Here is a 19,427-nt window from a genome sequence, read left to right on the forward strand (position 1 = left end):
TGCTGCCTATGTTAGCGCTACCAAGAGCCCAAAGGGAGTCGGCATGACAGACCAGAGAATCTCCCACCGCCGGTTGCTCGGCCTGTCGGGCGCACTCGGGGCCTCCGCGTTCCTCCCCGCCTGCACAGGCGGCGGGCAGTCCAGCGAGGCCTCGCAGGCCGCGACCGCAGCAGCCTCCGGATCGCCCTCCGGCGCGGTCACCTGGTGGGACCAGTACCGGCCGCTGACGAAGCTGTTCACCAACGACGTCTTCGCCGGCTACATGCAGCAGCACACCGGCGTGAAGGTGACCCGGCGGGAGATGCCCGCACCCGATCTCGCCCAGGCGCTGCAGATCGGGCGACGCAGCAAGCAACTTCCCGACGTGCACTCGATCGCCGGGCTGGAGGCCGCCCCGGCTGCGTTGGTGAGCGAGGGCTGGTTCAGTCCGATCGGCGATCTCGTCGACGTCGAGAACAGCCCGGTCGGCCCCTACCTGTACGACGGCATCCACCGGTTCGACGGGAAGGTCTACACGTTCCCGGTGTTCACCGGGCGCTGGCACGACGCGATCCCGTGGACCAACACCGCTTCGCTGAAGTCGGCCGGCGTCGACCCCGCAACGTCACCGGCCACGTGGGACGAGTTCCGCGCCACGGCTCGGACTCTGACGGACAAGACCCCGGACGACGTCTTCGGACTCGTTGTGCCGGGCAAGGAAGCGCCGTACCTCGACGCGCTGGTGAATCGGCTGGCGATGACCGCCGGGGCGTCGGGTGGTGTCGACTGGAAGACCGGTGAGTACGCCTACGGCTCCCAGCCGTACCTGGATGCCTTCGAGTACTTGCTGTCGCTCAAGGCGGACAAGGTGATTCACCCCGCCTCACCCTCGATGGGACCGCGCGACGCGCGGGCCAGGTGGGCGGCGGGTCAGGCGGTCGTCTACATGTGGGGCCCGTGGTTCATCGGTGGGCTGAACGTCGAGGAGCCGGAAGCGGTCCAGCGCGGCGTCGGCGTGTGGCACGTGCCGACACCGGAAGCGACGCGCAACCTGGTCTACAGTTCGCCGGCGTCGGGGCCGTTCTGGGTCTCGAGCGCGTCCAAGAACCCCGCGACGGCGGCGGATCTGATGCTCAAGCTGGCCACCGAGGACGTGCAGTCCAAGCTCGCATCGACGATGGACGTGCCGCCGGTGCTGCTGGACCAGGTCAAGGGGTCGAAGGCGCATCCGACGTACCAGCAGAACGTCGCGTTCATGGAGCAGGACGTCCGGATCGCGCCGGTCCCCGAGGTGGGCACGCCGGGCGTGGCGAAGGTGCTGGCGACCATGCGCGACATCCACCCGAACGTCGGTGAGATCGCGCAGTCCGTGCTAAGCGGCTCGGACGTCGACTACAAGAGCGCCTTGAGCAACTACGCCGGCAAGGTGACCGCCGAGCGGGACCGGGCGCTGAAGGTGGCGAGCAAGGGTGGCGCCGAGGTGGACGTGAAGGCCTGGGTGTTCGGCAACTGGGACCCGAAGCAGGACTACACGCAGAAGTCGTACGACGGCCGATGACAGCTCTGCTCGACCAGAAGCCGGCCCCGCCGCGTGATGCCCCGGCAGGCGGCGGGCGGCCCGCGCGACGGCGCCGTACCTGGTGGATGTATCTGTTCCTGTTGCCGACCGTCCTCGGCTACGGGGCTTACACGGTGTATCCGCTGGTCGCGTCCTGGTGGTACGCGCTGCTCGACTGGCCCGGGTTCGCCCAGACCGGGACGTTCATCGGGTTGGAGAACTTCCGGCGGCTGTTCGAGGACGACCTGTTCTGGAACGCGTTCGGGAACTCCTTGGTGTTCCTCGTCGTCGCGGTCCCGCTGCGGGTGGGGCTGGCCCTGGCGCTCGCGCTGGTGCTGAACTCCCGGCGGACGCCGTTCCGCGGCTTCTTCCGCACGCTGTTCTTCCTGCCCGTGGTCACCACCGGCGCGATCGTCGGCATCGTCTTCACGCTGCTGCTCGACGCGAGCGGGCCGATCAGCCTCGCCATGGTGAAGTCCGGGCTGCTCGACAACCCGGCCAACTTCGCCGCCAACGCCGGGACCTCCCTGTACGCCGGAATCGCGGTCTGGGTGTGGAAGTGGCTGGGCATCACGCTGATCTACTGGCTGGCGGCGTTGCAGACGATCCCGCAGGACATCCACGAGGCGGCGCTCGTCGACGGAGCCGGCGCGTGGCGCGAGTTCCGGCACGTGACGCTGCCGCTGATGGTGCCGTTCCTGGTCATCATCACGCTCATCGACACCGTTGCCGCGCTCAACGTCTTCGACCTGATGCAGACGTTGACCGCGGGCGGACCGTCCTTCTCGTCGGAGGTGATCGAGATCTACATCTTCCGGACCGCGTTCCAGGCGACCGTTCCCGAGCTGGGGTACGCGTCCGCCGCGGCGGTGCTCTTCGGTGTCCTGACGATCGGGCTCGCGATCGGGCAGGCAGTGGGTGTGCGGTGGGCCCGGCGGCGGATGGGGACGTCGTGACGAGCAAGCGTCGCAGTTGGCTGACCGGCGTCGGCCTCGCCGTGGCCGCGGCGGTGTGGATCTACCCGTTCGTGTGGCTGGTCTCGGCCTCGCTCAAGTCCTCCAGCGAGGTGTTCGGCAAGGGGCTCGACCTGGTCCCCACCGAACTGCAGTGGGAGAACTACGCCCGTGCCTGGACAGACGTCGGCTTCGCGTCGTACATGATCAACACCGTCGTCATCACGCTCGGCACGGTGTTCCTGGTGATCGTCCGCAGCGCACTCGCCGGGTACGTGCTGGGCAGACACGACTTCGCGGGGAAGAAGGTGCTGATCGGGATCTTCCTGCTGACGTTCTTCATCCCCGAGGGGTACACGATCATCCCTATCACCCAGCTGACCGACCAACTGCACCTGCTGAACACCCACGTCGGCGTGATCCTCGGCCTCGGCGCCGGCGGACATGTGGCCGCGACACTGCTGTACGCCGGGTACTTCCGCAAGCTCCCCAACGAGCTCGAGGAGTGCGCCGAGCTGGACGGCGCCGGCCCGATCACGATCTTCTTCCGGGTGATGCTCCCGCTCGCCTGGCCGATCACGGCGACCGTGTTCATCCTGACCTTCCTGTTCGCCTGGAACGTCTACCTGCTGCCGTTGGTGTTCACGTTGAGCGATCCGGACCTGCGCACCCTCGCCGTCGGTATGACCGTGTTCGTGGGGGAGCAGAGCACCGACTGGTCCGGTCTGGCCGCAGCCGCGGTGATCTCACTGATTCCGGCGATCGCGGTCTTCGCCGTACTCCAGCGCCGCTTCGTCGACAGCATCGCCGGGGCGGTGAAGCAGTGAACGAGGACTACCCGCGTCCGCTGCTGAGGCGTGCGCACTGGCAGGACCTGTGCGGTCAATGGGACTTCGCGACCGGCGACGACTCGCCGTACCTGCGCAGCATCCAGGTCCCTTATCCGCCGGAGAGCAAGCTGTCCGGGATCGACGACCAGTCTCCACAGTCGGTGGTCCGGTATCGCCGGACGGTCAACCTCGATCGCGAGCCGTTGCCGGGTGAGCGGGTCCTGCTGCACTTCGGCGCTGTGGACTACCGGGCAGACGTGTGGGTCAACGACGTCCACATCGGCGCGCACGAAGGCGGGCACACACCCTTCACCCTCGACATCACCTCGGCGCTGGCGGGCCACGACGAGCACGTGATCGTGGTACGCGCCGAGGATCCGCTCGACGACGGCACGCAGCCACGCGGCAAGCAGGATTGGCGTGAGCACCCGCACGGCGTGTGGTACCACCGCACCACCGGCATCTGGCAGCCCGTCTGGCTGGAGAGCGTTCCAGCACTGCACGTACGGCGCTTGCAGTGGACGCCCGACGTGGTCCGCGGGTCGGTCACTGCCGAGGTGGAGCTGTCGCACGCACCGGCAGACGGCGCACGCGTACGTGTGGTGCTCTCCCACGAGGGGCGAGTCCTCGCCGACCAGACGGCGCTGGCCCAGGGCCAACGGCATCGCTGGGACGTCGCCATCGAGGCGGCCCGGCACCAGTTGGATCAGCGTCTGCTGCTGTGGAGTCCGGACCAGCCGACCCTGCTCGACGCGCGGGTCGAGGTCATCGAGGGAGACCGTGTCGTCGACAGCGTCACGTCGTACGTCGGTCTGCGAAGTGTCGGCGTGCGGGACGGGCGCTTCCTGCTGAACGGGCAGCCGACGTTCCTGCGGCTGGTGCTCGCGCAGAACTACTGGGCCGAGTCCCGGCTTGCCGCCCCGAGTCCCGCCGCGCTGCGTCGCGAGGTCGAGCTGATCAAGGAACTCGGGTTCAATGGAGTGCGTGTGCACCAGAAGGTCGAGGACCCACGGTTCCTTGCCTGGTGCGACCGCCTCGGTCTGGTGGTCTGGGACGAGATGCCGAGCGCGTACGAGTACTCGTCCCGCATGGTCGAGCGGCTGACGCGGGAATGGCTCGAGGTGGTCGAGCGGGACCGGAGTCATCCCTGCGTGGTGACCTGGGTGCCGTTCAACGAGAGCTGGGGTGTGTGGCACGCGACCGAGTCGGCCCAGCAGCGGCATGCGACGACCGCGCTCTACCACCTGACCCATGCGCTCGACGGCACTCGGCCGGTGATCTCGAACGACGGCTGGGAGCACACCGAGAGCGATATCTGGGGCTTGCACGACTACGCTCCCACCGCTGAGTCGCTGCGGGCCCGGTACGCGGATCGGGAAGCGGTCGAGCGGGTGTTCGGTAACCGGCCGCCGGCTCGTCGTACGGCCTTGCTCGGCGACCCGGTCCGCCGGGGACAGCCGCTGATGCTCAGCGAGATCGGCGGGTTGAGCCTGCGTCCGCCGGAGGGGGAGGAGTGGCACGGGTACGCCGCGGTGGAGTCGGTCGCCGAGTTCACCAAGCTGTTCCAGGACATGGTCGATGCCATGCTGGACAGCCCGGAGATCGCCGGGTTCTGCTGGACGCAACTGACCGACACCGATCAGGAGACCAACGGACTGCTCACCGCCGACCGGGAGCCCAAGCTGCCGATCGACGTGGTCCGCGCGATCCTCGCGCGGCCCGCCCGTTCCACCCCGGCCGAGGCGATCGACGCCGCCCGCCGGGAGGCCCGCCGTACCACTCGATGAGAGGAGTCCCATGGACCGGCCGAACATCTTGATCCTCTGCACCGACCAGCAGCGGTTCGACGCGTTGGGTGCCGCGGGCAACCCGCACATCCGCACACCGAACCTCGATCGGCTCGCGGCCGAGGGCGCGATGTTCACGAACTGCTACGTGCAGGCGCCGGTGTGCGGCCCGTCCCGGGCCAGCCTGATGACGAGCCGGTACCTGCACAACCACGGACTCTGGGCGAACGGCGTCGACATCTCGCCCGCTGAACGGGTCTTCACCCGCGACCTCGCCGACGCCGGCTACGACTGCGGCCTGGTCGGGAAGTTCCACCTCGGGGCCGCCGCCGGGGGCCGGGTGGAGCCGCGGATCGACGACGGGTTTCGGGTCTTTCGGTGGGCGCACGACCCGTACCTGCCCTGCGAGCAGAACCACTACCACCGCTGGCTCGACGCCAACTTCCCCGGCCTGCTGGAGAAGACTCTTGCTGAGGGCAACGGGGCGTTCGACCGGCTGCCGACCGAGTCGCATTACAGCCACTGGATCGGCGACGAGACCATCGACTTCCTGCGCGACGCCGCGCGCGCGGACACGCCGTTCTGCTTCGTGGCCAACTTCTTCGACCCGCACCACGGCTTCGGCGCGCCGGCCGAGTACCGCGAGCTCTACGACCCGGACAGCCTGCCGGCTCCGATCGGGGACGAGCAGGAGCTGGCCGGCAAGCCGCCGATCTACACCGAGGCGTCGATCAAGTCGTACGCCGGCATGAGCCCCGGGTTCCGGGACTTCACCGCCGCCGAGATCCAGGAGATCAAGGCCCAGTACTACGCGATGGTCACTCTCGTCGACGACGAGGTCGGCCGGATCCTCGCTGCCCTTGACGACGAAGGCCTGGCCGGCAACACGGTGGTGATCTTCACCAGCGACCACGGCGAACTCCTCGGCGACCATCAACTGTTGCTGAAGGGCCCGATGATGTTCGACTGCTCGATCCGGGTCCCCTTGCTCGTGCGTTGGCCGGGGCAGGTGGAACGCGGCCAGGTGCGGGACGAGTTGGTCGAATGGATCGACCTCGCCCCGACCGTCCTCGCCGCCGCCGGTGCCGACGGACTACCGGCCGCGCAGGGCCGCTCGCTGCTGCCGCTCATCACCGGCCGGACCGATGATTGGGTACGGCGGGACTGGGTCCTGAGCGAGTACCGGAACAGTGGCTCGCCGTACGATCCGCCGGTCCACACGACGATGCTGCGCCACGGCCACCACAAGCTCGTCGTCCACCACGGCGCCCCGGCATCAGGGCGGCCCCGGGACGGCGAGCTGTACGACCTCGACGCCGACCCTTCCGAATTGGTCAACCTCTGGCACGACGCGGCCTGCACGGCCCTCCGTACGACCCTGCAGGAGTTCCTCCTCGACGCGCTGGTGGCGACCGAGGAACGCTCGAGTCCCCGCGTGGCCAACTTCTAGCGGGAGCTCTCAGGTTTGTCGGCGAACACCGTCGCCCAGTCGTTCTTCATGCTCACGACGGTCCAGCCCCGCTCCGGGGCTCGTTCGAGTGCTTGCTCTGCGCCCGACGTGTACTCGAACTCCCGCTCGGGGTCGTCGTGCAGCACCAGCAGTTGTAGGTAGGGCCGGTCCTCATGCTGGGTGTAGTCCAGCATCGGGACGTCTCCGTTGGAGTTGCCGGCCGCGAGCACCGGGCGTCGTCCGGTCCGCGACCAGATCCGCACGGGCTTCTCCGGACCGTCGTCGAGGTAGTCGGCCGCGGCCGCTCGCATGATCGTGCCGCCACGCTCGTCCGGGGAGTAGACGAGCGCCGTACTGCTGCCGATCACTCGCTCGCTCGGCACCGCATACAGTTCCTGACTGATCGGCCGCATGAAGTCCCGGCCGCCGCCGGAGGCGATGTAGTTCGCGAAGCCGTTGTCCGCCAGGTAGGCAAGGAGCTCGACCATCGGCGCATAGGCGCAGGTCAGGTAGCCGCGACCGAGGGTGGGATGGCGGGCGGTGCGGAGAAACTGCTCGGCCCAGGTCGCGAAGGTCTCGACGCTGATTCCGCCGAACGCCGCCAGGACGCCGGCCGCCAGTGTTCCGACGTTCGTGTCATCGCCGGCGTAGTGCTCGGCCATCACCGCGCCGAACCAGCCGTAGTCGTGGTCGGCGGCAGCTTTCCAGGGCTGGCGTTCGCGCAGGTCGGGGTCTTCGACTGCCATCTCGACGAGGCGACGCAGAATGAAGTCGAGCTGGATCGGCATCGGCTTCTCGCACCAGAGGGTGCCGTCGTTGTCGAAGACGGCCACCCGCTCGACCACCGGCAGCCCCGGTCCGGAGCCTTCGCCACCGGCTCGCCTGACGAAGTCGACGATGTCGTGCTTGCTCTGGCCGTCGTTCCAACTGGGCAACGGATCAGGCATCTGCGGACCTCCGATCGGGCGACGTCGCAAGGATCCCGTGAACCTGGTCAGGCGCACCTCATCCGCAGCGGGGGAGGCGTGGCAGGCGTCGAATCGACCAGCTTTGGTGAAACGAGCCCGGGGGAGCGATGCCCCCGGGAGGCCGTCGATCTCGAAGGAGCCGATCATGGGCGAGCCGTTCAGGGGCGTGATCAACACCGACATCCGTGACTCGGTGCCGGACTGGTCGCCGTTCGAGCCGCCGAAGGCGCCCGAGGGGGCGCCGAGTGTTTTGTACATCGTGCTCGACGATGTCGGCTTCTCGGCCATGGGTTGCTACGGCGGTCCGATCCCGACGCCGAACATCGAACGGATCGCCGGCGCCGGGGTGCGGTACACGCAGTGGCACACCACGGCACTGTGTTCACCGACGCGCTCGTGCCTGCTGACCGGCCGTAACCACACCCGCAACGGCATGGCGTGCATCACCGAGTGCGCGAGCGGGTTCCCCAACGCCAACGGGGTGATCCCGCCCGAGAACGGCCAGATCCAGGAGATCCTCGGCGCCCAGGGCTGGAACACCTACATGGTCGGCAAGTGGCACCTGTGCCCGGAGGCCGAGATGAACCTGGCCTCCTCGCGACGCAACTGGCCGAGCGGCAGAGGGTTCGAACGGTGGTACGGGTTCCTCGGGGCCGAGACGAATCAGTGGTACCCGGACCTGGTCTATGACAACCACCCGGTCGACCCGCCGCGCTCGCCCGCGGAGGGCTACCACCTGAGCGTGGACATCACCGACAAGGCGCTGGAGTTCATCAAGGACGCCAAGGTGCTGGCCCCGGACAAGCCGTTCTTCCTCTACTACGCGCCGGGCGCCTGCCACGCCCCGCACCACGCGCCCAAGGAGTGGATCGATCGCTTCAAGGGGCAGTTCGACATGGGCTACGAGGTCCTGCGGGAGCAGACGCTCGCACGCCAGAAGGCGATGGGCATCGTCCCGCCGGAGACGAAGCTGCCGCCCCTGAATCCGATCGGCACGCCCGAGTCCCGCACCGGCCCGGACGGTCAGCCCTACCCGGCCCTCGACTACACCCGGCCGTGGGACTCGCTGTCGGGTGCGGAGCAGCGGCTGTTCAGCCACATGGCAGAGGTGTACGCCGGCTTCCTGGCGCACGCCGACGCGCAGATCGGCCGGTTGCTGGACTACCTCGAGGAGACCGGTCAGAGCGAGAACACGATGGTCATCGTGGTCTCCGACAACGGCGCCAGTGGCGAGGGCGGACCGAACGGGTCGGTCAACGAGAACAAGATCGCCAACGGAATCCCGGACGACATCCAGGAGAATCTCGCCAAGATCGACGACCTCGGCAGCCCGGCGACCTACAACCACTATCCCAATGGCTGGGCGATGGCCTTCAACACGCCGTTCAAGATGTGGAAGCGCTACGAGTTCCAGGGCGGTACGTCGGACCCGTGCATCATCTCCTGGCCGCAGGGCATCAAGGCCCGGGGTGAGCTCCGCGAGCAGTACCACCACGCCATCGACTTGGTCCCGACGATCCTCGACGTGCTCGGCGTCGAAGCGCCCGGGACCATCGCCGGCCACCAGCAGAGCCACTTCGACGGCATCAGCATGCGCTACAGCTTCGACAGCGCGTCGCTGCCCAGCGCACGCCAGACGCAGTTCTACTCGATGCTCGGCTCACGCAGCATCTGGCACCAGGGCTGGAAGGCCGTCACGACCCACCCGACCATCAGCGGCTGGAGCAACTTCGGCAACGACACCTGGGAGCTCTACCACACCGAAGTCGATCGCTCCGAGGCGCATAACCTTGCTGCCGAAGAACCCGAGCGACTGGGCGAGCTGATCAACCTCTGGTACGCGGAGGCCGGCAGCAACGCCGCCTTCCCACTGGACGACCGCTCCGCACTGGAGCTCCTGACGACGCCGCGACCGCAGCTCTCACCGCCGCGGAACCGCTACTTCTACTACCCGGGCGTCGCCGAGGTGCCGGAGTCCCAGGCAGCCAACATCCGCAACCGCTCTTACGCGATCGCCGCGCGCGTCGACATTCCCGGGCTCGGGGCTCAGGGCGTGCTGTTCGCGCACGGCTCGCGCTTCGGCGGCCACGCACTCTACGTCAAGGACAACCGGCTGCACTACGTCTACAGCTTCGTCGGGAGTCTCGAGCAGAAGATCGTCGCGTCCGCGGACGTGCCGACGGGCGAGGACGTGGTGCTGTCCGCAGCCTTCGAGAAGGAGGGCGAGGACCCGCCCGGCGTCGCGGTCGGCACGCTGTCGCTCTTCCATGGCGACGTCAAGGTCGGCGAGAGCCGCATCAAGACCCAGCCGGGCAAGTTCTCGATCGCCGGCGACGGCTTGTGCGTCGGCCGCGACGGCAGCGACCCGGTGACCCAGGACTACCCCGGCGAAGCGCCGTGGCCGTTCACCGGTGGGACGATCAATCGCGTCGCCGTCGACGTCAGCGGCGAACCCTACGTCGACCTGGAGCGCGAGGCCGTCGCGATGATGTCACGGGAGTAGCGGCGACATCACCGCGGACTGCCCGCGGTGCGGTAGGCAGTGAAGAGGTCCTCGAGGGTCGGGAAGATGCTGTCCTCGCCGATCGCGTCGAGGGTCCCGTACGCGCGAAGCGTCGACAGCAACTGGGTGTCGGGCCGGACCAGCACGAAGCGGGCGTTGTGCGCTTTGCTGTAGTTGATGAGGTTGGACAGGGTCACCCCGGCCGAGTAGTCGATGTCGTCGATCGCGCCGCAGTCCAGCGCCACCCAGCGGACCGGGTCGGGAGCGGCGGAGATCACCGACTCGAAGTGGTCGGCGAAGCGGTTCGCGTTGGCGTAGAAGAGCTCTGCGTCGTAGCGGAAGATCACCAGCCCGGGAAGGCTCTGCGCGCCCGGCAGGGCCGGCACGTAGGTCGGCTCGCCGGCCTGGTCCTGACCGATGACGTAGTCGCCCGGTGTGTACTGCCGCCGCACGAGGTCGAGCAGCGAGAGCACGACCGCGAGGATGATGCCCTGCTCGACGCCGACCGCGAAGACGGTGACCGCGGTGATCACGGCGACGATGAACTCGTCCCTGCGTCGCCGCCACAGCTGCTGCAGGCCCGGTATGTCGATCAGGCTGACGCCAATCAGGAAGACGATCCCGGCGAGCACGGCGTTGGGCATGTCCGCCAGCAGCCCGGTGAAGAACAAGGTGAACAGCAAGACGACGGCCGCCATCGTCAGGTTGGCGAGCTGCGTGCGCCCCTTCTGCTCGTCGAGGATCTGCGTCTTGGTCGGGCTGCCGTTGACCACGAAGGTGCCGCTGAGCCCGGCGGCGATGCTGGCGCCGCTGAGGCCGACGATGTCCCGGTTGATGTCGACCGAGTCCCCGTGCTTGAACGCGAAGCTTCGGGAGGTGGCGGCGCTCTGGGCGATGATGAGCACGAAGCAGGACACGGCCGTCGGTATCACCTTCCCCACATCCGACCAGGAGATGCCCGACGGCAGCCCGATCGGTGGGAAGCCGCCCTGCACGTCGCCGACCACGGCCACGCCGTGGGTGTCGGCGTCGGTCAGCGCGGAGATGGCGGTCAGCAGGACGACGGCGACGATGGCGCCCGGCACCACCGGGATGAAACGCTTGAAAATCTGGATGATCACGATCGTGGACAGCCCGAACGCGAACGTGCTGAGCTCGATCGAGGACAGCGAGGAGATCCAGTGCCACTGCTGTTCGAACCAGTTGCCCTTGCCCTTCGGGATGCCGAGCAGGTCCGGAATCTGCCCGGACAACACCTGGATGCCGACGCCGGTGAGGAACCCGATCAGTACTGATGCGCTCAGGAAGTCTCCGATGAAGCCCAGCCGCAGCAGACGCGCCACGATCAGCAGCGCACCACAGACCAGCGCCGTCAGGCTGGCCATGGAAAGCCACTCAGGCGATCCGGGTGTGACTCCCGCGATCCCAAGGCCCGTCAGGCCTGCCGCGAGTACTGCGGCCGTGGCCGAGTCCGCGCCCACCACGAGCAGCCGCGAAGAACCCAGCAGGGCGAACAGCATGGTGGGGAAGATGACGGTGTACAGCCCGGTCACGATCGGCGTTCCGGCGATCGACGTGTAGCCCATCACCTCCGGAATCGCCACCGCCGACAGGGTCAGTCCGGCGATGATGTCGCGCGCGAGCCAAGCCCGCTGGTATCCACGCAGCGGTTCGGGCATCAGGTTCATGTCACCCCCCGGGACTTGACGGCCGGTGCAGGATCCTGGGCCGGCGGTTGTGCCGGTTGTTGCGGACCCGGAACCGGAAGCATGTTGGTGACGACGAAGGCCACCGCGACGGCGACCACGACCTGCGGGGTCACGATCACGCCGTCCGTACCGAGCAGCACCGTGGCCAGCAGTGTCGAGGTCAGCGGCAATCGCAGCATCGCGGCAGACATGGCGCCGATGCCCATGCCGATCGCCGGCGCGAGATCCATGCCAGGCAACGCGTCCGCGGCGATGCCCAGGACCGCACCGATGAACATGGCGGGAAAGACCGGTCCGCCGCGGAACGCGCTCAGCGAGAGCCCGTAGGCGAGCAACTTGCAGGCGGCAAGCAGGATCAGTACGCCGAGCGAGTAGTCCGCGGCGTCTTCGACCAGTTCGGGCAAGGCGTCCTGGCCGGAGTACAAGACCTGGGTGAAGCTGCGGTCGGAGATCAGCTGATAGGCCATCGCGATCAGGCCGATGGCAAGGCCGAGTCCGGCTGTCACCAGCACCCGGTTCGTGTGTACGACCGGACGCAACGACAGTCCGATCCAGCGGATCAGCCAGCCCAGCAGTGCCCCGGCAATGCCCATCGGCACCGCCCAGGCCATCGTGGCGACCGTCGGCTCCACCGCCGGCGGCACCGAGGTCAGCGCGAGTGAGAAGGTGCCGAGTCCGGTCCAGTTGTCCAGACCGACGAAGACCAGAGCGCCGATGCCGGAGGCGAGCAGTCCGGGCAGCGCCACCAGGCTCAGCGTCGCACCCCCGATGCCGGCGACCTCCATGATCAGGAACGCACCGAGGACGGGGGAGCCGAGCAGCGTGCTGATCGCCGCGAAGCTGCCGGCCGATGCCAGCACCGTCACCGCCATCGGCGGCGCGTCCTTCCGGAGCAGATGCACGGTCAGCGCGGCAAGGCCACCACCGATGGCGATCAGGGGAGCTTCGGGCCCGAGCACCGCGCCGAGACTCAGCGTGGCCAAGGCGGCCAGGATGATGCCGGGCAGCTCGATGTCGGGCGTCGGACCGCCGGCCTTGAAGCCGAAGGCGGGCGAGTGCCCGCAGTTGCCGGGCAGGTACCGGATGGTCAACCCGGTCAGGAGTCCACAGAGCGCCAACCAGGGCACCGGCCACCACGCGGGGGTGCCGCCGGTGAAGATCGCCTGCGGGAGATCGTCGAACAAGGCCTCCTGGATTGCGCCGACCAGAGCCAGGAAGCCGTACGCGATCGCCGAGATCGGAATGCCGAGGATCGCGGCGAGCAACAGTGCGACCAGGTACGGCCTCGACCGGATGACCGCTGACGGGTCTTCCGCCAGCGACGCTGCGGTGCGTTGCGTATCGGGCATCAGACGCGGGCACTGATCGGCACGGTGGACTCCCCTCAGACGCCCCTACCATCCGGGGCGGGGCCGCCCGGCCGCATCGTCCGGGCCGGATGATCGACCACCGCGGCAGCACCCGGGAATGAACCCGCCGGCATCTGTGTTGACATGTCAACCTAGACTAGTGCGGTGACTGCAGATGGGGAGATGGATTCATGACCGACGTCGTGTTCGGCCTCGACACCTTCGGTGACATTCCGGAGGACGACGCCGGCGTCGCAGTGTCGGACGCCGCGGCGATCCGGCAGGTGGTCGAGGAGGCGGTCTTGGCCGACCAGCTCGGCGTCGACGCGATCGCGCTCGGCGAGCACCACCGGCCGGAGTACTCGATCTCCACCCCGGAGACGGTGCTGGCCGGGATCGCGTCCCGGACGTCGCGGATCAAGCTCGGGTCCGGCGTGACCGTGCTCAGCTCCGACGACCCGGTGCGGGTGTACCAGCGGTTCGCGACCGTGGACGCGCTGTCGAACGGGCGCGCCGAGGTCATCCTGGGCCGCGGCTCGTTCACCGAGTCCTTCCCGTTGTTCGGCTACGACCTCAAGGACTACGACGTCCTGTTCGAGGAGAAGCTGCAACTGTTCGTCGAGCTGCTCGACGAGAAGCCGGTGACCTGGAGCGGGACCACCCGGGCTGCGCTCGAGAACGCGGACGTCTACCCCAAGACCGAGTCCGGCCGGCTGACCACGTGGGTCGGCGTTGGCGGGTCACCGCAGTCCGTCGTGCGTACGGCGTACTACGGCCTGCCGCTGATGCTGGCGATCATCGGGGGAGCCCCGGACCGCTTCGCGCCGTACCTGGATCTGTACCGGCGGGCCGCCGAGCACTACGGCACGGTCGCGCACCCGGTCGGGATGCACTCGCCCGGCTTCATCGCCGACACCGACGAGGAGGCCAAGGAGCTGTTCTGGCCCCGCTACAAGGTGATGCGGGACCGGATCGGCGCGTTGCGTGGCTGGCCGCCGGTCAAGCGGCACGAGTTCGACTCCGAGGTCGCCCACGGTTCGATGTACGTCGGTTCGCCGGAGACCGTGGCCCGCCGGATCGCCGGCGCCATCCAGAGCCTCGGCGTCGGGCGGTTCGACCTGATCTACACCGCCGGCCAGCTCCCGGTCAGCGCGCGGCTGAAGGCAGTCGAGCTGTACGGCGAGAAGGTCGTCCCACTGGTTCGCGACATCCTGGCCGGGTGACCGCATGCCGACCATTGCCATCCTCGGTGCCGGGAAGCTCGGCACCGTACTCGCCAGGCTCGCCGTCGCGGCCGGATACCGGGTGCTGATCGCCGGCTCGGGTGACGTGTCGAAGATCGCGCTGATCGTCGAGATCGTCACGCCCGGCGCGGTCGCGACCACGTCGGTCGATGCGGTGGAGCAGGCCGATGTCGTCGTACTCGCGCTGCCGCTGGGCAAGTACCGCAGCATCCCTGCCGAGGCGTTGCGCGGCAAGCTCGTGATCGACGCGATGAACTACTGGTGGGAGATCGACGGTGTCCGCGACGACCTGACCGATCCGCGCACGTCGTCCAGCGAGACCGTTCAGGCATTCCTGTCCGAGTCACGCGTGGTGAAGGCGTTCAACCACATGGGCTACCACGACCTCGAGGACGGGGCCCGGCCCGCCGGATCTCCGGAGCGCAAGGCGATCGCGATCGCTGGCGAACCCGCCGACGCGGCGGCGGTGGCAGAGATCGTCGACGAGCTCGGCTTCGACCCGGTCGTCGCCGGTCCACTGGCCGAAGGCATGCGTCTCGAACCCGGCACCGAGCTGTTCGGCGCGAACGTCGACGCGGCCGAGGTGCAGGCCATGCTTGAGCGTTTCCCGGGCACAGCGCGCGGTCAGCTGGTCACCGAGGCCCGCACCGACGCCGCGTAGGTGCCCTGCACGGACCCGGATTTCCGTGCGCTGCACGGATGTACGGCGGGCCGCGCGACCCGACCCTGAAGGCAAGAGTCCTTCAGGGAGATGGTCGAAATGATGATGCCAGCCGACATGTCAGCCGCCGTGGCCGCCGAACGCCGAGCCACGCTGCTCGCCGAAGCCGAACAACACCGCCGGGCGCGCACAGCCCGACGCCCGCGCCGGAGCTTCGCCGCGGCAGTCATCCGGGTGCTTGCACGAGTCGCAGTACCTGCAGCGGGGGCACGCGTGCGCCCTCGGAGTGCGCCGTGACGAACTCCGCCTCGCCCAGGGCGCCGACCAGTGAGTTCCGCAGTTCCTCGTCGGGCGGTTCGCCGTGGAGCACCGGACCGCTCGCCGACTGCCGCGCGCCGGCCGCCGTACCGAGAACGATCGCCGCTCGCCTCGGGTGACCCTGTTCAGCAAGTACGGCGGCCAGCGCCTCGAGCGCCCGGACCAGGATGACCGACTGACCCGCCTGCGCGACCGCTTCGACGCTGGCGGTCAGCCGCTGCGCGGCCGCGGTGAGATCACGTTGCTCGAACGACCATTCGCCGAGCACGAACAACGCGCGGCCGGCGCATCGCCGGTCGCCGAGCCGGCGCAGCGCCGGGAGGCAGTCGCCCATCAGCTCGGCCGCGCGCTGGTGGTCACCACGCAGCCAGGCGAGTTGGCCGAAGCCGACGTTCGCGTGCGCCCGGTCCTCGTCACTGTCGACGGCCTCCGCGAGCTGCTGGCTCTCGGTCAGCCACTCCTCCACCTCGCGGCTGGTGACGCCGGAATAGAGCGCGCGTTGCGACATCAGGTACAACCCGTTCGCGGCGAAGCTCAGGTCACCGACCTCGCGGAAGAGCGCGACGCTCCGGTGGCCCCAGCGCAACGCGCCAGGCAGGTCGCGGTGAGCCTGCGCGACACTCTGCATGACCAGGGCTCGCTCCCAGGGATGATCGTCGCCGAGCAACTCCAGAGCTTCCTCCAGGCTGGGCAGCATCAGCTCGGGCCGAATCCACATGGCGCCCAGAGCCAGTTCGCGGGCGGCGATCGCCCGGCTCAGGTCGTCGAGTCCCGCTGCGAGCCGGACCGCCTGCTGGGCCAGCTCGAACGAGCCTTGGGAGTCCGCCGAATGCCGCAGCGCGCTGGCGGCTGCGATTCCGGTGACGACCCTCGGGGTGGCTGGTGGCTCGCCCAGCGCCTGTGCTCGCCGGATCCAGTCCTTGGCTTCGAGATGTTGGCCGGTGATGTCCCAGAAGCGTTGCAACGTCGCCACCCAGTGCCACGCGGTCTCGACATCGCCGGTGTTCGCCATGGCTGTGCGCAGGTTGGGCTGCTCAGTCGTCAGGCGATCGGCCCAGGTGCGTTGGTCGGTCGTCCGCAGCTTGGGCGCGATCTGCTCCGCGAGGGCGAGGTAGTGCGAGGCGTGCTTGGCTCTGGCATCGCCGTCTACCAGGCGCTCGACGGCGTACGCGCGAATGGACTCGAGCAGCCGGTAACGGCCGCGGCCGACCGTCGACACGAGTGACTTGTCGACCAGCCGGGGGAGCAGGGTGATCGCCTCCGCGCCGCACACGGCCCGTACGGCGTCGAAGTCGAAGTCGGCCGGGAACACGCCGAGCCGGTCGAACAGCCGGCGCTCGTCGTCGTCCAGGAGGTCGTAGCTCCAGTCGATCGCGCCGCGCAAGGTCTGCTGGCGCGCCGGGGCAGTTCGGGCTCCTGCGGAGAGAAGCTCGAACCGTTCGTCGAGATGCGCCAGCAGGTCGGCCGGTTCGAAGCTGCGGATCCGCGAGGCCGCCAACTCGATCGCCAACGGCAGTCCGTCGAGCCGTCGGCACAGTGCAGCGACGGCAGGCGCGACGTCGTCGGTGAGCGTGAAGCCGGGCGAGGCAGCTGCCGCCCGATCGACGAACAGGCGTACGGCGGCATACGTCCCGGCCTCGGCGTCCGGTGGCGGAACGGGCAACGCCGGCACTTGATAAACGATTTCGCCCGGCACACCGAGCGGCTCGCGACTCGTGGCGAGCACCCGCAAACCGTTCCCGGCGGCGAGCAGCTCAGCAACCAGTTCCGCAGTCCCCGCGATGACATGCTCGCAGTTGTCCACCACGAGCAGCCCTTGCATGTCTCCGACGACGTCCCGCAGCGCCCACCCAGGCTGCGGTACGACGCCCAGCGCGCGAGCCACCGTGTCGCCGACCAGCTCCGCGCCGACCGGGGCCAGGTCGGCGAACCGAACGTGATCGGCGACCAGCAGGGCCAGCCTGGTCTTGCCCACCCCACCGGGCCCGGTGAGCGTGACCAGGCGATGTGCGTGCAGCAACGCATTGAGTTCACCGGCTTCGTGGTCCCGGCCGACCAGGCTTGTCAGTGGCGTCGGGCGGGCGGGACTCGCGTCACGCCTTAATTGGTTCCCCAGCTCGACCAGTGCGGCACGGTCGGTGACGCCGAGCTTGCGGAGCAGCGCCGCGATGTGGCTCTCGACCGTCCGCACCGAGACATGCAGCTGCTCGGCGATCTCGCGGTTGCGGAGCCGATCGGCGATCGCCGACAGCACTTCCGCCTCCCGCTCGGTGACGCCGTACCGGCCCAGCCCGCCCTGCAGGCCCCCCATGCCTGCATTGTGACCTACGCCGCGGGGACAAACCGCAGTCGGTTGCCGTCCGGGTCCTGCAGGTCGCTGCCAGGGTCGGCCACTTCGAGGCCGAGGTGGCTGACCGGCGTACCGGCGGTCGGGAGCAGCTTCACCGCGTCGACGCCGAGCCGGAAGTAGACCGCGTCGTCCGGCCGATCGGGCGTCCAGCGCTCCATCCCGAGGTGGTCGCCGTAGAACTCGATCGCCGCGTCCAGGTCGGGTGCGGACAGGGCGACGTACGACAACCGCCGTACCGGACCTGAGGTGATCGGCGGCACCCGGAACTCCTCCGTGCGCTGGAGAAGCTCGATGCGCACACCGTTCGGATCGGAGAGGAACGCGAGTCGGCCCTGCCCGCTGCCCGCGACTCGCGGCGCCGACAACTCGGCGTACCCGGCGTCGATCAGCCGCGTGTAGTCGGCGTCCAGGTCGTCGGTCATGAAGCCGACGTGGTTCAGCCCGTACGTCGCGTCCGGGTCCGGCTCCCGGTTGTGCAGGAGCTCCACCAGGCCGGTCGCGATCTGGATGTGCACCCGGTCGACGTTCGCGCTCACCATGAACAGCCGGTCCACCACCTCCGCCCCAGCCGTCTCGCCGTAGAACGCCAAACTCGCGTCCAGGTCCCGGATCCGCCCACCGACATGGTTCAGCTCATAGATCACCGCCTGATCATGGCAAACGCTTACCGGAGGCTGTCAAGGATTGACCGCGGGTACTTGGAGAGCGTCGTCCAGCAGCGGGCGGATCTTCACCCTGCATCCCGGAGGCGACCGTGATCACGGTTGGCGGCGTAGACACCTACTACGACTACAACGAACAGTGCTGGAAGTACCGACGCCTGGGCGGCGGTCCGATCCGCCCTTCTGCCACTCCAGGCGGGAGCAAGCAGCGTCCCGAAGGCGGTCGCGGCGCCTCGCAGCAGGAGCGCGCCCCCGACAAGGCACGCGACCGCAAGGCAGGCACCCGCCGCTGACTCCGCGGTCGCGGCTGTTGCCCAGACGCGGAGCACAAACGCATCGAGCGGCACGGAGGCGGCCGCGAAGCTGAATCCCGTGACGACGAATGCTGGAAGGACGGCAGTCGCACACGCGTCGTGCTCCGGCGTATGGCGGGCAGGTCAGGTCGCGGCCGTGACACGCAGGTCGGCGACAGGGGTACGCAGACAGGCGTACAGCGCCCACCCCCACGTCGAACCAGCCGGCGCCGACGTCCAGTCGAGGTGAGGTGGTGAGTGTCGACTGCTGCCAGCGTGGGCGCAGAGCGCTGCCGGGGGCGAACGCGGATGCGACGGGTTGCCGCGTGGACACCCCGAGCAGGTAGCACGTCGCGACCACCGAGGTGAGTGCTGCTTCGGCGCGGCGGCGCCGTTCCAGCAGCCAGTCCGGGAAGTACTTGCCTTCGCGCAGTTTCGGGACCGCGACATCCAGCGTGCCGACCCGGGTGTCTCGCGGTGGCGATAGCAGTTGCGGGAGTTCACCCGGTCCGGGTCGCGAACCCCGGAGGAGCACCGCAGACGCGGTCGGCATCCGCGGACAGCAGCTTGTTGATGAAGCCTTCCATCAGCTCCCGTATCAGGTCCGGACTGGCCTGCTCGAGATGCTCGTGCAAGAACTCGGCAGGGTTGATACTGGGCCCAGCGGTCATCGCGGTGTCCTTCTTCGAGTCGGTTGTGAGAGATCACTCGAAGGATCACCCGATGACCGCGTTCACGTTCACGCGACCCACCGGGCTCTCGCCGTACAGCGCTCGGCTGGACTCAACTAACGCGAGTGCGACGTGCCGTGCG

14 protein-coding genes and 1 pseudogene are annotated in these 19,427 nt (G+C 68.6%); 9 read left to right on the forward strand and 6 right to left on the reverse strand.

What is annotated here, in order from left to right; all coding sequences use genetic code 11:
• The first annotated feature begins 43 nt into the window (after positions 1-43).
• From ACIBL3_RS15955 to ACIBL3_RS15975, 5 genes are read left to right on the forward strand one after another with little or no spacing between them, the layout of a single operon-like run.
• Positions 44-1,537 carry an ABC transporter substrate-binding protein gene (locus ACIBL3_RS15955; protein ID WP_396354092.1) on the forward strand — a complete coding sequence of 498 codons (1,494 nt, stop codon included), beginning with the start codon at positions 44-46 and terminating at the stop codon, positions 1,535-1,537.
• Positions 1,534-2,493, forward strand: a complete 960-nt coding sequence (locus ACIBL3_RS15960) for a carbohydrate ABC transporter permease (RefSeq protein ID WP_396354094.1) — start codon at positions 1,534-1,536, stop codon at positions 2,491-2,493. Before ACIBL3_RS15955 ends, ACIBL3_RS15960 begins: the two co-directional genes overlap by 4 nt.
• Positions 2,490-3,317, forward strand: coding sequence for a carbohydrate ABC transporter permease (locus ACIBL3_RS15965; RefSeq protein WP_396354096.1), 828 nt, complete (start codon positions 2,490-2,492; stop codon positions 3,315-3,317). The genes ACIBL3_RS15960 and ACIBL3_RS15965 overlap by 4 nt, the downstream gene beginning before the upstream one ends.
• The gene (locus ACIBL3_RS15970) at positions 3,314-5,107 is read left to right on the forward strand and encodes a glycoside hydrolase family 2 protein (RefSeq protein ID WP_396354097.1); all 1,794 of its coding nucleotides are present in this window, start codon (positions 3,314-3,316) and stop codon (positions 5,105-5,107) included. The genes ACIBL3_RS15965 and ACIBL3_RS15970 overlap by 4 nt, the downstream gene beginning before the upstream one ends.
• Before the next feature lie 10 nt (positions 5,108-5,117).
• Positions 5,118-6,557 (forward strand): sulfatase-like hydrolase/transferase, encoded by a 1,440-nt coding sequence (locus ACIBL3_RS15975; protein ID WP_396354099.1) that lies wholly within the window; start codon positions 5,118-5,120, stop codon positions 6,555-6,557.
• Here ACIBL3_RS15975 and ACIBL3_RS15980 read toward each other — a convergent pair.
• Positions 6,554-7,504 carry an HAD family hydrolase gene (locus tag ACIBL3_RS15980; RefSeq protein WP_396354101.1) on the reverse strand — a complete coding sequence of 317 codons (951 nt, stop codon included), beginning with the start codon at positions 7,502-7,504 and terminating at the stop codon, positions 6,554-6,556. The genes ACIBL3_RS15975 and ACIBL3_RS15980 overlap by 4 nt on opposite strands.
• 166 nt (positions 7,505-7,670) lie before the next feature.
• On the opposite strand from ACIBL3_RS15980, the gene ACIBL3_RS15985 reads away from it, so the two are divergent.
• Complete coding sequence (locus tag ACIBL3_RS15985) at positions 7,671-10,028, forward strand: arylsulfatase (protein WP_396354102.1); 2,358 nt, start codon at positions 7,671-7,673, stop codon at positions 10,026-10,028.
• An 8-nt stretch (positions 10,029-10,036) separates the two neighbouring features.
• On the opposite strand, the gene ACIBL3_RS15990 is transcribed toward ACIBL3_RS15985, so the two are convergent.
• Together ACIBL3_RS15990 and ACIBL3_RS15995 are read right to left on the reverse strand one after the other, a co-directional pair.
• Positions 10,037-11,707 carry a SulP family inorganic anion transporter gene (locus tag ACIBL3_RS15990; protein WP_396354103.1) on the reverse strand — a complete coding sequence of 557 codons (1,671 nt, stop codon included), beginning with the start codon at positions 11,705-11,707 and terminating at the stop codon, positions 10,037-10,039.
• 5 nt (positions 11,708-11,712) lie between these two features.
• Positions 11,713-13,086 (reverse strand): chloride channel protein, encoded by a 1,374-nt coding sequence (locus ACIBL3_RS15995; protein WP_396354105.1) that lies wholly within the window; start codon positions 13,084-13,086, stop codon positions 11,713-11,715.
• 191 nt (positions 13,087-13,277) lie between these two features.
• On the opposite strand from ACIBL3_RS15995, the gene ACIBL3_RS16000 reads away from it, so the two are divergent.
• Both ACIBL3_RS16000 and ACIBL3_RS16005 read left to right on the forward strand, forming a co-directional pair.
• Positions 13,278-14,309, forward strand: a complete 1,032-nt coding sequence (locus ACIBL3_RS16000; protein ID WP_396354107.1) for an LLM class flavin-dependent oxidoreductase — start codon at positions 13,278-13,280, stop codon at positions 14,307-14,309.
• A 4-nt stretch (positions 14,310-14,313) separates the two neighbouring features.
• On the forward strand, positions 14,314-14,991 hold the full coding sequence (locus ACIBL3_RS16005; protein WP_396354109.1) for an NADPH-dependent F420 reductase: 678 nt from the start codon (positions 14,314-14,316) through the stop codon (positions 14,989-14,991).
• 226 nt (positions 14,992-15,217) lie between these two features.
• On the opposite strand, the gene ACIBL3_RS16010 is transcribed toward ACIBL3_RS16005, so the two are convergent.
• A complete protein-coding gene (locus ACIBL3_RS16010; protein ID WP_396354111.1) occupies positions 15,218-17,620 on the reverse strand; it encodes an ATP-binding protein in 2,403 nt (800 codons plus the stop codon).
• Between the two features lie 14 nt (positions 17,621-17,634).
• Complete coding sequence (locus ACIBL3_RS16015) at positions 17,635-18,303, reverse strand: VOC family protein (RefSeq protein ID WP_396354112.1); 669 nt, start codon at positions 18,301-18,303, stop codon at positions 17,635-17,637.
• Positions 18,304-18,413: 110 nt separating this feature from the next.
• On the opposite strand from ACIBL3_RS16015, the gene ACIBL3_RS16020 reads away from it, so the two are divergent.
• Entirely contained in the window at positions 18,414-18,614 is a 201-nt protein-coding gene (locus ACIBL3_RS16020; protein ID WP_396354114.1) for a hypothetical protein, read from the forward strand.
• Between the two features lie 319 nt (positions 18,615-18,933).
• Here the strand turns inward: ACIBL3_RS16020 and ACIBL3_RS16025 are convergent.
• A pseudogene (locus ACIBL3_RS16025) lies at positions 18,934-19,285 on the reverse strand (transposase); the annotation flags it as partial.
• Positions 19,286-19,427: the final 142 nt, after the last annotated feature.

The organism is Kribbella sp. NPDC050124, assembly GCF_044460355.1.
Lineage (GTDB): Bacteria > Actinomycetota > Actinomycetes > Propionibacteriales > Kribbellaceae > Kribbella.

Excerpts from the sequence above, each read along its gene's own strand:
- ACIBL3_RS15955 (WP_396354092.1), top strand. The coding sequence starts at position 44 with ATGACAGACCAGAGAATCTCCCACCGCCGGTTGCTCGGCCTGTCGGGC.
- ACIBL3_RS15960 (WP_396354094.1), top strand. The coding sequence starts at position 1,534 with ATGACAGCTCTGCTCGACCAGAAGCCGGCCCCGCCGCGTGATGCCCCG.
- ACIBL3_RS15975 (WP_396354099.1), top strand. The coding sequence starts at position 5,118 with ATGGACCGGCCGAACATCTTGATCCTCTGCACCGACCAGCAGCGGTTC.
- ACIBL3_RS15980 (WP_396354101.1), bottom strand. The coding sequence starts at position 7,504 with ATGCCTGATCCGTTGCCCAGTTGGAACGACGGCCAGAGCAAGCACGAC.
- ACIBL3_RS15985 (WP_396354102.1), top strand. The coding sequence starts at position 7,671 with ATGGGCGAGCCGTTCAGGGGCGTGATCAACACCGACATCCGTGACTCG.
- ACIBL3_RS15990 (WP_396354103.1), bottom strand. The coding sequence starts at position 11,707 with ATGCCCGAACCGCTGCGTGGATACCAGCGGGCTTGGCTCGCGCGCGAC.
- ACIBL3_RS15995 (WP_396354105.1), bottom strand. The coding sequence starts at position 13,086 with ATGCCCGATACGCAACGCACCGCAGCGTCGCTGGCGGAAGACCCGTCA.
- ACIBL3_RS16000 (WP_396354107.1), top strand. The coding sequence starts at position 13,278 with ATGACCGACGTCGTGTTCGGCCTCGACACCTTCGGTGACATTCCGGAG.
- ACIBL3_RS16005 (WP_396354109.1), top strand. The coding sequence starts at position 14,314 with ATGCCGACCATTGCCATCCTCGGTGCCGGGAAGCTCGGCACCGTACTC.
- ACIBL3_RS16010 (WP_396354111.1), bottom strand. The coding sequence starts at position 17,620 with ATGGGGGGCCTGCAGGGCGGGCTGGGCCGGTACGGCGTCACCGAGCGG.